General features: G+C 35.4%; 14 protein-coding genes. 11 read left to right on the top strand and 3 right to left on the bottom strand.

What is annotated here, in order from left to right:
* Positions 1–36: 36 nt before the first annotated feature.
* The 3 genes from ANASTE_RS05505 to ANASTE_RS05495 all read right to left on the bottom strand — a co-directional run bounded on the left by ANASTE_RS05505 (position 37) and on the right by ANASTE_RS05495 (position 3,498).
* Positions 37–396: a heavy-metal-associated domain-containing protein gene (locus ANASTE_RS05505; protein WP_007049984.1), complete on the bottom strand. Its 360-nt coding sequence runs from the start codon at positions 394–396 to the stop codon at positions 37–39.
* Between the two features lie 261 nt (positions 397–657).
* Complete coding sequence (locus ANASTE_RS05500; RefSeq protein WP_007049983.1) at positions 658–1,956, bottom strand: acetyl-CoA hydrolase/transferase family protein; 1,299 nt, start codon at positions 1,954–1,956, stop codon at positions 658–660.
* Between the two features lie 93 nt (positions 1,957–2,049).
* Positions 2,050–3,498 carry a 4-hydroxyphenylacetate 3-hydroxylase family protein gene (locus ANASTE_RS05495; protein WP_039945190.1) on the bottom strand — a complete coding sequence of 483 codons (1,449 nt, stop codon included), beginning with the start codon at positions 3,496–3,498 and terminating at the stop codon, positions 2,050–2,052.
* A 478-nt stretch (positions 3,499–3,976) separates the two neighbouring features.
* Here ANASTE_RS05495 and ANASTE_RS05490 point away from each other — a divergent pair, with 478 nt between their 5' ends.
* From ANASTE_RS05490 to infB, 11 genes are all read left to right on the top strand, one after another.
* Positions 3,977–4,720, top strand: coding sequence for an SDR family NAD(P)-dependent oxidoreductase (locus tag ANASTE_RS05490; protein WP_007049981.1), 744 nt, complete (start codon positions 3,977–3,979; stop codon positions 4,718–4,720).
* Positions 4,721–4,807: 87 nt separating this feature from the next.
* On the top strand, positions 4,808–5,461 hold the full coding sequence (locus ANASTE_RS05485) for a flavin reductase (RefSeq protein WP_039945187.1): 654 nt from the start codon (positions 4,808–4,810) through the stop codon (positions 5,459–5,461).
* 137 nt (positions 5,462–5,598) lie between these two features.
* Positions 5,599–6,981, top strand: coding sequence for a hypothetical protein (locus tag ANASTE_RS05480; RefSeq protein ID WP_039945184.1), 1,383 nt, complete (start codon positions 5,599–5,601; stop codon positions 6,979–6,981).
* 123 nt (positions 6,982–7,104) lie between these two features.
* On the top strand, positions 7,105–7,644 hold the full coding sequence (locus ANASTE_RS12395; RefSeq protein WP_007049978.1) for an EamA family transporter: 540 nt from the start codon (positions 7,105–7,107) through the stop codon (positions 7,642–7,644).
* A gap of 38 nt (positions 7,645–7,682) precedes the next feature.
* The gene (locus tag ANASTE_RS12390) at positions 7,683–8,066 is read left to right on the top strand and encodes an EamA family transporter (RefSeq protein ID WP_007049977.1); all 384 of its coding nucleotides are present in this window, start codon (positions 7,683–7,685) and stop codon (positions 8,064–8,066) included.
* A gap of 124 nt (positions 8,067–8,190) precedes the next feature.
* Positions 8,191–8,409 carry a hypothetical protein gene (locus ANASTE_RS05465; protein ID WP_007049976.1) on the top strand — a complete coding sequence of 73 codons (219 nt, stop codon included), beginning with the start codon at positions 8,191–8,193 and terminating at the stop codon, positions 8,407–8,409.
* Entirely contained in the window at positions 8,358–9,176 is an 819-nt protein-coding gene (locus ANASTE_RS05460; protein WP_007049975.1) for an Ig-like domain-containing protein, read from the top strand. Before ANASTE_RS05465 ends, ANASTE_RS05460 begins: the two co-directional genes overlap by 52 nt.
* A gap of 211 nt (positions 9,177–9,387) precedes the next feature.
* A complete protein-coding gene (locus ANASTE_RS05455) occupies positions 9,388–9,849 on the top strand; it encodes a ribosome maturation factor RimP (protein ID WP_052294597.1) in 462 nt (153 codons plus the stop codon).
* 17 nt (positions 9,850–9,866) lie between these two features.
* Positions 9,867–11,051: a transcription termination factor NusA gene (gene nusA / locus ANASTE_RS05450; RefSeq protein WP_007049973.1), complete on the top strand. Its 1,185-nt coding sequence runs from the start codon at positions 9,867–9,869 to the stop codon at positions 11,049–11,051.
* 18 nt (positions 11,052–11,069) lie between these two features.
* Positions 11,070–11,354 (top strand): RNase P modulator RnpM, encoded by a 285-nt coding sequence (gene rnpM, locus ANASTE_RS05445; protein WP_007049972.1) that lies wholly within the window; start codon positions 11,070–11,072, stop codon positions 11,352–11,354.
* Between the two features lies 1 nt (position 11,355).
* The gene (infB, locus tag ANASTE_RS05440; protein WP_007049971.1) at positions 11,356–13,815 is read left to right on the top strand and encodes a translation initiation factor IF-2; all 2,460 of its coding nucleotides are present in this window, start codon (positions 11,356–11,358) and stop codon (positions 13,813–13,815) included.

The raw sequence follows: 13,815 nt of genomic DNA, 5'->3' as shown, positions 1-13,815 counted from the left end.
AAGTAAAAAATTAATATATTACTTCCTTTTTACTTTTTATATTATTTCACTTACTATGTATCCTGCTTGTGATACAATATTTTCTATTGCGATTTCATCTAATTCTTCTTTCATCAAAACATCGGCGGTATTTTTTGATAAATTTACCTTAGCCCATATACCATCCAGTTCGTTAAATGCATTTTCTATTCTTATTGCACAGTTTCTGTATGACATACCTTTTATTTTAACGAGTCTTTCATATTTATAATTATCTTTATTTCTATCTTTGACTTTTATCCTTTGTATCGTTTCATTTTCGTTACCACAGCATCCTGATGTCAGTTTTTTTGTATAGCTTTTTATTGATACTACAACCAATAGTATCAGTATTATAAACATAATTGCCGCTATCATAATTTCTCACCTTACCTTTTTGTTATACTATTAATATAATATGTTATTTACTTGATTTTGCTATTATTGTTTTTTCATTATGATTTAAAGTTAGAAAAGAATTGATTTTAGCATATAAAAAATATTAAATGATAATATAGATTTTAAATATTTCTTATTATTGTTATGTTTAGCTTGAGAATTATTATGACAATGCTTTAATTACATTTTGGCAATAAAATAAAGTACCAACTTAAAGTCGATACTTTATTTAAAATAATATTAGAAGTTTTCTTTAAATCTATTTTCAAATTCGGCTATTAACCCATCTCTGAAATTCGGATCTGCAATATTTATAAGCCTTCTTGCTCTTTCTTTTAATGTCTGTCCCTTAAGATGTGCTATACCATGTTCCGTTACTATGTAGTCCACATCTGTTCTTGAAGTTGTTACCGCACTTCCTTCTGTGAGGAATGGAACTATTTTGGATATAGTCCCTTTTTTTGCTGTGGAAGGGAATGCCAGTATTGATTTACCGCCTTTTGAAAAAGCCGCACCTCTTATAAAGTCTACTTGTCCTCCTATGCCGCTGAATTGTTTAAGTCCCATTGCTTCGGCACACACCTGACCCATTAAATCTACTTGAAGAGCAGAATTAACGGAAACCATATTATCATTTTGACCTATTACTATAGGGTTATTTACATATTCGATATCCATCATACTTATTGCCGGATTATCATGGACAAATTCGTATAACTTCTGAGTACCCATCAAAAATGCTACTACCATTTTACCTTTATGTAAATTTTTCTTCTTACAGGTAATTACACCTTTTTCATATAGATCCATTACTCCGTCGGAAATCATTTCCGAATGTATTCCGAGGTCTTTTTTATGAGTCAGGAACTTAAGTACCGCATCCGGTATTGCACCTATACCAAGTTGTAATGTATCTCCGTCATTTATAAGTTTTGCACAGTTTTCTCCGATTTTCATTTCCACATCCGTAATTTTAGGATTTGGAAGTTCCGGAACTTGTTCGTCATGTTCAACTATTATATCAATATCATTTATATGTATGAACCCATCTCCCAAAGTCCTCGGCATTTTTTTATTTACCTGTGCTATTACTATTTTAGCTGCTTCCGCAGCCGGTTTTGTATAGTCACATGAAGTCCCGAAGCTGCAAAATCCGTTTTCATCAGGAGGGGATACCGTGATAAGTGCCACGTCTATGGGAAGACAGCTTCTGAATAGCTGAGGGATTTGATAAAAGAAGCAAGGTGTAAAATCTCCTCTGCCTTCAAATACCGCATCTCTTGTATTCCCTCCGAGGAAAAATGCATTAAGCCTGAAATGTTCCTTCATTTCTTCTTTTGCATATAGAGAATGTCCCATAGGAACCAACTGAACTATTTCCACGTCTTTATAATCTTTATGATGTTCTACCATTTTATCTACTACGTAAACAGGTTCTCCGACTGCATGAGCAATAACCACTCTGTTTCCGGATTTTATAGCCTTAACTGCATCATCTGCATTTTTAACTTTAGAATTATATATTTGTTTTAAATCCATTTTTCTCTCCTTAATTAAAATATTGCACTGCTTTGGTAAGATGTAGAAGAGGTTAAATAAACCAAAACAGTGCAATTTAAAGAAAAGTTAGCTTTATTCTTTAATTCCTGCTATATCTTTAGCAAGTTCTTTTTTCATATTCATATTGCCTTGTCTTGCAATCATTATTCTTTGAGCTTGAGGTGAACCTGCACCATGAAGCGATTCTGTTCTGTAACCAACTGCTGCCGTACCTAAAGTTAGATTTTCAATAAGTCTTAGTATTCTTAGCCTGTTTTCCGTAGATACGCTTGCTACACCGACTAAGTATTTTTCTACATATTTACCTACTACAGGGTCTTTCAAGTCTTTTTCCGATGGTGCGGTGACCATGATACCTCCGGCAATATCTTCTGCAAGTCTGGCTATTTCATAAGGAAATCTTGTTACATTTTGTTTACATACATTTGCTAGAAGTAAATCTATCATATAGTTACCGGATTTGGTTTTTTGACCTTCTGAAGAACACGCTATACCGCAGCAATAAAGTGTTTCATTAAGGTGAGTCATTTCTATTAATTTATCTTTGATATGAGAAGCTCTTGCTGCTCCGTTGTATTCTGCCGCAAGTGCTGATGCTCCTATTAATACATCACCTACGCCGACTTTACATCCGCCATAAGACTGTCTGTGGTATCCTGCAAATCTTTCAACTAGCATACCTGAAAAATCGTATTCTCCGTTCATGAAAATCCTGTCGTTTGGAACAAACACGTCATCAAATACAACAAGTGCTTCCATTCCGCCGAATTCTGCGTTTCCGACATCCATATCTGAATTTTCTAATTTTCTTGTATCGCAAGATTGTCTTCCCACTATCATCAAGATACCTTTAGTATCTGTAGGAACGGCAAAGGAAATTGCATAATCTTTATCTTTTTCAGTCATGCTGATTGTAGGCATTACAAGTACTTCATGTGAATTTACGATTCCTGTTTGATGAGCTTTTGCACCTCTTACAATGACACCGTCTTCTCTTCTCTCAACTACTCTTAAATATAAATCCGGGTCTTTTTGCTCAGATGGTGACAAGCCTCTGTCGCCTTTAGGGTCAGTCATTGCTCCGTCGATTACTAGGTCTTCATCCTGACAATATTTCATGAACTTTTTAAAGTTTTCATGGTAATTTGTTCCGTAAGCTTCATCTGTTTCATAAGTTGTACTGTAAACTGCATTAAAAGCATCCATTCCTACACATCTTTGGAAACAAGATGCTGTTTTTTGTCCGCATAAACGCTGCATTTTTACTTTTTTAACTAAGTCATCAGCGTTTCTATGTATGTTTGTAAACCTATTTATTTTTCTTCCATCATCAAGGGTAACCGTCATTAAATCTTCATACTCAGGCATTTGAGCCAAATCATAAGTAGCTCTTACAGAGTTTAGTGATGGTCTTAAAATTGGATTATCTACAGGGTTTTCTACTTTTTTACCGAACATATAAACTTGTAAATCAAGTTTTCTCATACTTTCTATATATTCTTTTCCTGTCATTAGTGGCATAATCATTATCCTTCTTTCTTTTTTTATTTGGGGTAGTTTGGTTTAATTTTCTATTAATATATATAGCAAAACTTGTGCCAAGTTGAATAACAGGCTCAAATAAAGCAATTTAATTATACAAAGTACAATATCTTTTATTTTTGTTGCGATAATTCATTGCAATATTGCAACAAAAATATTAGAAGTTTTAAAAGCAGATTTAAAATATGCTTCGATTAACTGATTCTATTACTTAGTATTCAAATCCAAATCCTCCTTTTGACCGAAAGCGGCATATTTTTTATGGGGTATGTTTAAAAATAAATAAGTAAAAAGTATTATTTAGAATGATTACAGTTTAAATTAGAATGATTATAATTTACTTGACAAAAAATGGAAACGGGTGTATAGTGAAATTAAGATTTGAAATATTTTATTTGAGCATTAATGTGCCAAAAAAATATCTTTAACGTTTAACTAAAATGGAGGTAGTAAAAAAATGTTAAAAGGTAAAGTAGCGGTAGTAACAGGCGGAACAAGAGGTATCGGTTTTGCAACGGTAAAGACTTATTTGGATAACGGTGCGAAAGTCGTTTTATTCGGTTCTAGACAGGAAACTGTGGATAAGGCGTTGAAAGAATTGATGGAAGAAAACAAGGATTATCCTGTAAAGGGCATGCATCCCGATTTAACGAATGAAGAAGAAATAAAGAAAGTATTTGCAGAAATCAAAGAAGAATTCGGAAGCCTTGATATCTTGGTAAACAATGCGGGTATTTCAGCAAGAGACAGTCTTTATGACTATAAACTTTCAGATTTTGAAAAAATAATGGATCTAAATGTCGTTGCGGCATTCAACTGCTCGAAAGAAGCGGCAAAGATAATGAAAGAACAAGGCGGCGGTGTAATACTAAATACAAGCTCTATGGTAAGTATTTACGGTCAGTCCGCAGGTTCGGGTTATCCGGCATCTAAATTTGCGATAAACGGACTTACAAAATCTCTTGCAAGAGAGCTGGGAAGAGACAATATCAGAGTAAACGCTGTAGCACCGGGTGTTACAAAGACGGATATGGTAGCGGCACTTCCCGATGAAATGATAAAACCTTTGATTGCTACTATTCCTCTGGGAAGAGTCGGAGAACCGGAAGATATAGCGAATGCTTTATTGTTCCTCGCAAGCGATATGGCAAGTTATGTTACGGGTGCGATTTTATCCGTTGACGGCGCAGCAATGAGCTAAGAAGGAAAGCAGATATAAAGTAATAAATACAGATAAATATAATATATATAATATTGTATATTAAAAAAACAGAAGGTAAGTGAACAAATGAACAATAATATTTTCAGAAACATGTCTTACGGAGTATATATCGTAAGCGCAATGGACGGGGATCGTCCCACCGGATGTACGGCAAACAGCATAATGCAGATAACATCGGATCCCGCAAGTGTTGCTATAAGTATCAACCATGACAACTACACGAATAAGTGTATAAAAGAAACGGGAAAATTTGCTTTTTCCATACTAGCTGAAGACAGCGACGCTTCTCTTATCGGTAACTTCGGATTTAAATCCGGTATCGATAACGACAAATTTGAGAACGTGGAACATGAAATGGTCGGCGGCGTTCCCGTAGTAAAGGATACATGCGGATATGTAGTTTGCGAAGTGATAGATAAAATGGAGACTTCAAGCCATACTGTCTTTTTGGGCAAAGTTGTGGAAGCGGAAGTTTACGGCAAACGAAGACAAATGACTTATGCTTATTATCACGAAGTGGTAAGAGGTAAAACTGCTAAAAACGCTCCTACTTATATCCCCGAAGAGGAAGAAAAAGAAGAGAGCAAATCGAATGTAAAATATGTCTGCACTGTATGCGGATATGTTTACGAAGGCGACCCGCTTCCCGAAAATTATAAATGTCCGATATGCGGAGCAGGTCCCGAAAAATTCAAAAGAGTGGAAGAAGCTATCGTTTAGCTTATTTAAAAAACAGCATTTCTTATGCTGTTTTTTTATTTTACTTATAATCATGTGATTTTAGATGATTGTAAATGATATCATTTAAGAGTATAATATTTTATAAGAGGGAATTTAATAAAGGAGTACAAACCGCTATGAAAAAGATACTTGACTTTTTTTACGAACACAAAACTTTTAGTTTTATATTAAGGTTCATTTTTATTTTTTGTCTTTATTTTTTCATGATACCTTTTATGACCGACATCATAAACAATATTTATGTACTTTTCGGTATCATTCTCGCTGTATTCATCATTTCACAGCTCATTATTTATATTTATAATAAAGATACGGTAAAGAAAAAGAAGATGATAAGAAATGATATCATCCTTATTTTCCTTGCGGTGATATTCGCGGTGTGGTTTTCTTATACCGAGTACGGGAATTTCGACGGTACGAATTATTACTATCCCGCTCAAATAGTCATGCAGTATGAAAAAAGAAGTTATAAGAAAGGCAGTGAGCAGGATAAGCTTTGCAGGCTCAGCGATGAAATGTTTTCCGTTTCCTTTGAAAATAACGGAGCTTTTGATTATAAATATAAGGATATAATATCCGAGGAAGATTTTAAAAAGCTTGATATCGGTTCTATAATGGACAAAAAACAAAACAGCTTCTTTAACAGGAACGTGAAGCTTAAGGATACATACGAAAAAATGGGACCCATACTGACTTCTTATGACGAAAAGTACGCCGCTGTATGGGTGGGTACGGATCATTACGTCATAGAAAATGAAAAGGGTATATGTTACTATACATCTGTCTACAGACAAATAAAATACAAAAAAATCGGTGATAAATATAAAGTAATCGGAGTCAGAGACGAAAAGGAAAGTTACAAAGAAAATAAAATGATACATAAACGTTTAAAAGACATGGGCAGGATAGAAAAGACAGGGTACTACGACGATATATTGGATATTGACGATGATATTGAAGACGGATACAGCGAGCATTTGGACTATATCTTAAAGTATAAAAGGATAGATACGGAAGATAAAGACATCTTAAAAATAAAAGATGATATTTATAAACTTGCGAAGTATTCATATTCAAAGAGATATGATGATACGCTTAAAAACAAAATAGATAAAGACCTTTACGATAAACTTTCATCAAAGAGTGATATAAAGCAGGAGATAAAAGACATTAAAAATATGAACGAAGATATGAATAAACTTTATATCAAGAGTATCGAAGCTGACGCTCTCCTTCCTATCATAACACAACTCAATGAAGACTCCATGACCCTTTGGATAAAGAAAAATATATCCATAGAAGCCGATAACTCCGGGGGTGAAGATAGCTTATATGCAAATGATAGTATACTTGGAAGTGATATCGAAAGGATTTATCAGGTAAAAGTAAAGATAATCGATAAGGATAAAATCAAATATAGAATAGAGAGTGTGAAAACGGATTATGAAGCAGAAAAGGAAATAAATCTTCAGTATAATAGGCTTAAAAATCGGAAGTAAGATTTATCTTCAAAAACAAAACATTATGAAATGAAGTAAATAAAGATATAAAAGAAAATATTTTTTAATTTTTACTTTAGGGAGATATTAATAGTATAATATAATGATAAAGAGGTATTTGATATGTGGATATTATATGCGTTTTTATCATCGATATTTGCCGGAATCACTGCCATTTTTGCAAAAATAGGTATCAAGCACACGTCTTCTAATGTCGCAACGGCAATCCGAACGGTGATAATCCTTATTTTTTCATGGGGGATAGTATTTGCTTTCGGCGGTATCGAAGAAATAAATAACGTTAGTTTGAAAGATTTGTTTTTCCTTGTTTTGTCGGGCTTGGCTACGGGATTGTCATGGATATTTTATTTTAAAGCTCTTGAGGCGGGAGAAGTAAATAAAGTCGTTCCCATAGATAAAAGCAGTATCATTTTAACTATGATATTTGCATTGGTATTTTTGGGGGAAAGTTTTGATTTTATAAAGCTTTTTACTTTGGTATTTATCGGGTTTGGGATGTTTTTGATGATAGAAAATAAAGAAGAAACGGATATTAGGGTAAAAGAAAAAAGACCGGGAAAGATTGCCGTAAATGAGGAAAACTTTGATATATCAAATGATGTATCAAATAAAATTACGGAAGCAAAACAGAAGAAAAGATAACACATTCCAAATGGTTCATATATGCTCTTTCTTCCGCTGTGTTTGCGTCTCTTACTTCAATACTTGCAAAAGTCGGTATAAGTGATATAAATTCTAATTTAGGTACGGCTATAAGGACCGTTATAGTACTTATAATGGCTTTTGTATTTATAACTTACACCGGGGAAATAAAAGGATTAAAAAATGTACCTAAAAAAGACAATGTTTATATATGTCTTTCGGGAGTAACCACGGGGTTTTCATGGCTTTTTTATTATGCTGCTTTGAAGCTCGGTGAAGCGAGTGTGGTAGTTCCCATAGATAAACTGAGCATAGTCGTAACTGTGATATTCTCATGTTTAGTATTGAAGGAGAAGCTTTCTTTAAAGGCTTTTATTGGACTCATGATGATAGTTATCGGAACTATTTCCTTGGTGATATGAAAAAATATTTATTGAAATATCTTTATTTTAAATAGGATCATTTACGAACTATCCATTAAAAAGTATCAATAAAGTAAGATTTTATGCTATAATATTAAATATAAATAAAAACAGGGGGAAATATATGAAAAAGAAATTGGTAAGCGTGGTTTTGGCAGCTCTTCTTATGTTCAGTATAATGCCTTTGGCGAACGTAAGTGCCGCAACGCCGAAATTATCCGCAAAAAGCGTATACGTTACCGCAGGCAAGACTTATCAGCTTAAAGTAAAAGGTACGAAGAAAAAGGCTAAATGGTCTACAAGCAAGAAAAGCGTTGCTGTGGTAAACAAAAAGGCAAGGTAACCGCAAAGAAAAAAGGTGCGGCGTACATATATGCAAAAATCGGTAAGAAGAAGCTTAAATGCAAAGTAAATGTTGAAGCTCCTAAACTTAATGCCACAAAGAGGACAATGAACCTTGCAAGCAAATATACTCTCAAACTCAGCGGTACAAAGAGGAAAGTATCTTTCAAAAGCAGCAAGACTTCCGTTGCCACCGTTACGAGCAAAGGTGTCATAACCGCAAAAAGAGTGGGAAGCGCTACTATCACCGCTAAAATAAAGGATAAATCATACAGCTGTAAGGTAAGCGTAATAGATCCTGTGGGAAGCAGGACAAACCCTGCAGACCCTACAAAGGGGATAACCGTCGATGCTTTTGAAGGTAAGTTTTACTTTAGGCTTAAAAGCGTGGTAAAAGGCGACGAAGTAATAAACAAACTCAAAGCCATGAACGAATGGGATGAAAGCTATAATGAGGTTCCAGCAGGTACGACTCCCGTGTTCTTTACTTATGACGTAAAAGCAATAAGCGGATTTGATTCATATCCTTTGACGGGGTATGATATAATCAATTTTATGGATTTATATAACAGTTCATGCAGTTCTACTATCAGTGACATTGAAACTCAGCCTATGGATAGTGAACATTACAGAAGTAATTTTGAAATATATAATGGTGTGAATAAAGAAATGTACGCCGTTTTTTATGCTCCAAAGGGAATGACATCTTTCAGTAATTATTACTTTAAGAAAAATTTTGATAAATTGTGGGTAAGATATAAATTCTAAATTTAAAGGACACCTATATGGTGTCCTTTTTTATATTTACTTATTATTAAGAATAAATAAACTCTTTTTTAATTGATAAAATCGGGTATATTTAAGAAAATAAGTGAATTTTATTGCATTTTCTAAATTATGGGTGTATAATGATTTAGGTTAGATGAGTGGGCAAAAGTCCACTCATCGTTTTATATTGTTGAAATCAGGAGGACCTTTTTTGAAAGTAATTGATAGAGTAGAAGCTTTGAGCGAAGATATTTTAAAGGATAACGGATGTGAACTTATAGATATCGAGTTTAAAAAAGAAGGAAACAATAAAGTCTTGAGGCTTTATATTGAGAGGATAGAGGGTAAGGTGAGTTTGGATGAAATAAGTACGGTCAACAGGCTCCTTTCCGATTTACTGGATGAAGAGGACTTCATAGAAGAAGAATATATTTTAGAAGTATCTTCACCGGGAGTAAACAGAGTAATAAAGAAAGAAAAAGACTTTATTAAATTCAAGGGCAGTAAAGTTGATGTGAAGCTTTATAAACCTTTGAACGGCAAAAAACAATTTACGGGGATTTTAGAGGGCTATGAAAATGAGAATGTGTTAATCGACCTTGATGGTGAACATTTGGTTATTCCTCATAAAGATATAAGTAAAGTAAACCTAAGTTTTGATTTTAAATTTTAAGTAGGAGAAAGGGAAAAATGGCAAGAAAGAAAAAACAAGCAGAAGATAATTCTTTTAAAGATTTTATCGAAGCATTAGATGAGATTAATAAAACAAAAGGTATCGACAAAGAAGAGATAATAGTTGCGGTGGAGCAGGCACTTGTGGCCGCATATAAAAAAGATACCAGGACAAACGTGGATTTGGTTGTAAACATCAACAGAGTATCGGGAGCGATAGATGCTTTCTACTCAAAACAAATAGTGGAGGAAGTCGAAGACGAGGACAGAGAAATATCTCTTCACGAAGCATTGGTTCTCGATAAGAGTGCCGTACTGGGTGCGAGCATGGTAACTCATATCGACCCTAAAGGTTTCGGAAGGATAGCTACTCAAAACGCCAAACAGCTTATCATTCAAAAATTAAAAGAATCTGAAAGAAATATAATAAGCAACACTTTCATGAAGAAGAAAGATGAAATGGTTACGGGCGTTATTCAAAGGGAAGAATATAAAGAAATGAGAAAAATGGTTCACGGTGAACCGATAAAAGAACAAAACAGGATAATCCATATCGACCTTGGAAAAGCCGAAGGTATAATGAACAGCCAAAATCAGGTAAGAAGCGAACATTATCATCCGGGAATGAGACTCAAGGTTTATGTTTCCGACGTAATCCTTACTCCGAAAGGACCTCAAATCATTTTATCGAGGACACATCCCGGTCTTATAAGGAGACTTTTTGAAGAAGAGGTTGCGGAAATCTCGGACGGTATAGTTGAAATCAAATCTATTTCAAGAGAAGCCGGAAGCAGAAGCAAGATGGCTGTTTATACGGCAGACGACCAAATCGACCCTGTGGGTACATGTATAGGTCCTAAAGGATTTAGGATACAAAACGTACTCAACGAAATAGGAGACGAAAAGATAGATATAATTAAATATAGCGAAGATCCTGTGGAATATATCAAGAATGCCCTTGCTCCCGCCGATGTTTTGAGAGTAGACATACTTCAAACAGAAGAGGAAGACGGGAAAAATTCCGCTGCGGTAGTCGTTGATGATTCACAGCTTTCCCTTGCCATAGGTAAAGATGGACAAAACGTAAGACTTGCGGCAAGACTTACCGGCTGGAAGATAGATATCAAAAGCAAGAGCAGTGTACAGGAAGAAATCAAGGATGACATAGAAGTCATCGACGATATTATAGAAACAGAAGAATAAACTAAAAGGGGTGGTAATATGAAAAAGACACCGCTTAGGACCTGCATAGTATGCAGAGAAAAAAAAGAAAAGAGAAAGCTTATCAGAATAGTAAGAGATAAAGAAAATCAGACGGTCTTTTTTGACAAAACCGGAAAGGCAAACGGCAGAGGAGCCTATATTTGCGGTAGTGACAAATGCATTGAAGCTTTGGGAAACGTTAAGATGATAAATAATATCCTAAACGTGAATGTAAAAAAAGAAGATATGGAAAACGTCAAAGAAGACATAAAAAAATATTTGAAAGAGGAGGTTTTGAATTAGGATGAGAGTTTATGATATGGCCAAAGAATATGGTTTTCAAAGCAAAGAATTTGCTGAAATAATGAAGGGTATGGGGATACCCGTTAAAAACCATATGAGCGCAGTGACCGCACAGCAGGAAAAATATTTTAGAAACAACTTCAACAAAGAAGCTTATCTAAATAGTTTGAATGATAAAAACCCTTCCAAAAAAGAAGGACCTAAAAAAGAACAACCGAAAAAACAGCCTAAAGAACAGCAGACAAAAAATAAACCTAATGATAAAAAACCCGAAATTATAACCGAAAGAAAGCCTCTTAAACAAGAAGCTAAAAAAGTCGAAAATAAACAGGTAAAACCAAAAGAAAACAAAGGAAATGACGAGCCGGGCGTAGTGGTCATTTACGATAAAGATAAGAAACCTGCAAAGAAAAAACCGAATGCGGGAAACAAACATTATAACTACGACGCAAAAGAAGAGTCTGATTCCAATGTAAAAGGTGAAAAATTCCAAAAGAAAAAACCGGATAATAAAACACCAAATAAAAGCGAAAGACCTCAAAATAACAACAAGAAAAAGAATAAAAACAAAAATAAAAAGGATAATAAGAAGGAAGTAGTTCCTAAGTTTATCGATAACTCAAAGAGGTCTAAGAAAAATAAAGCTACTTACAAGAAAAAGAACAAGCAGGAAAGAGAAGAAAGACAATTAGAAAATTCACAAGTAACGGAAATCACTATCATGGAAGGAGTAACGGTAGGCGAACTTGCCGCCAAACTAAATAAAGCTCCTACGGAAGTGATAAAAGTACTTATGGGCTACGGAGTAATGGCTGCCGTAAATCAGTCTATAGATTTCGATACCGCTTCCATAGTATGCGAAGAATTCGGCGTTACCTGTGAGCTTGAAGACGAAAATCAAGCAATGGACGATCTATTCGATACACATTATCAAAATGAAGACGAATTGGTTAAAAGACCTCCTATCATCACGGTTATGGGTCACGTTGACCACGGTAAGACTTCGCTTCTTGACGCCATAAGACACACGAACGTTATAAGCGGAGAAGCCGGCGGTATCACTCAGCATATCGGTGCTTATACTATCATGATAAAAGACGAAAAGATAACTTTTATCGATACACCGGGACATGAAGCTTTTACGGCTATGCGTTCCAGAGGTGCTTCCGTTACGGATATAGCGGTGCTTGTGGTAGCAGCGGACGACGGCGTAATGCCTCAGACCGTAGAAGCCATAAACCATGCAAAAGACGCAGGGGTGCCTATAATAGTTGCGGTAAACAAAATAGATAAACCGGGAGCAAATCCCGATAAAGTAAAACAGGAACTTACAGAGTACGGCTTAGTCAGCGAAGACTGGGGAGGGGATACTATATGCGTAAATATTTCCGCAAAGAAAAGAGAGGGTATCGAAGAACTTCTTGAAATGATACTTTTGGTTGCGGAAGTAGAAGACTTGAAGGCTCACCCTACAAAGAAAGCAATCGGTACCGTTATCGAAGCAAGACTCGACAAACAAAAGGGTACTGTAGCTACACTTCTCGTTAAATCAGGCGTACTTCACGACGGCGACATAGTTGTCTGCAACGACGTTTTCGGTAAGGTAAGAGCGATGATGGACGATAAAGGTAACAAAGTAAAAGTTGCCGGTCCTTCCACTGCCATAGAAATCTTAGGTTTCAACGAAGTTCCCGGTGCCGGAGAAAAATTCTTCGTAGCTGAAAACGAAAGAGACGGAAGAAAATACGCAGAGAGAAGAAAAGCGATAATGAAAGAAAACGCTCTTAAGAAGAGCGGTCCCGTAAGCTTGGATGATTTATTCAATCAAATAAGCGAAGGCGAATTAAAAGAACTTAAACTTATCGTAAAAGCCGACGTTAGAGGTTCTCTTGAAGCTCTTTCTCAGTCACTGGAAAAACTAAACGACAATGACGAAGGCGTAAGAGTAAGCGTTATCCACGGCGGAGTAGGTGCGATAGCGGAAAGTGACGTTGCCTTGGCGGCGGCTTCCAATGCACTGATAATCGCTTTCAACGTAAGACCTGACGCCAATGCGAAAGCCATGGCTATGAAAGAAGAAGTTGAAATAAGAAGCTATAACGTAATCTACCATGTAATGGAAGAAATCGAAAAAGCCCTTAAAGGTTTATTAGACCCTGAATTCAAAGAAGTCGTAGTCGGCAATGCGGAAGTAAGAGAAACGTTCAAAGTTCCGAACATCGGTCTTGTTGCGGGTTCATACGTCACCGACGGTACGATAAACCGTAATGACAAGATAAGAGTCATAAGAGACGGTGTAGTCATATTTGAAAGTGAAATAGCATCTCTTAAAAGATTTAAAGATGACGCAAAAGAAGTTCAGGCGGGATACGAATGCGGTATCGGTGTCGAAAACTTCAATGACATCAAAGTCGGAGATACTTTCGAAACTTTCAAAATGGAAGAAATTGAAAGAGAGTAA

Source organism: Anaerofustis stercorihominis DSM 17244 (assembly GCF_000154825.1).
In the GTDB taxonomy this organism is placed as follows: domain Bacteria; phylum Bacillota; class Clostridia; order Eubacteriales; family Anaerofustaceae; genus Anaerofustis; species Anaerofustis stercorihominis.
The sequence above is the reverse complement of the archived record's forward strand: the minus strand, read 5'-3'. Positions and strand labels throughout refer to the sequence as shown.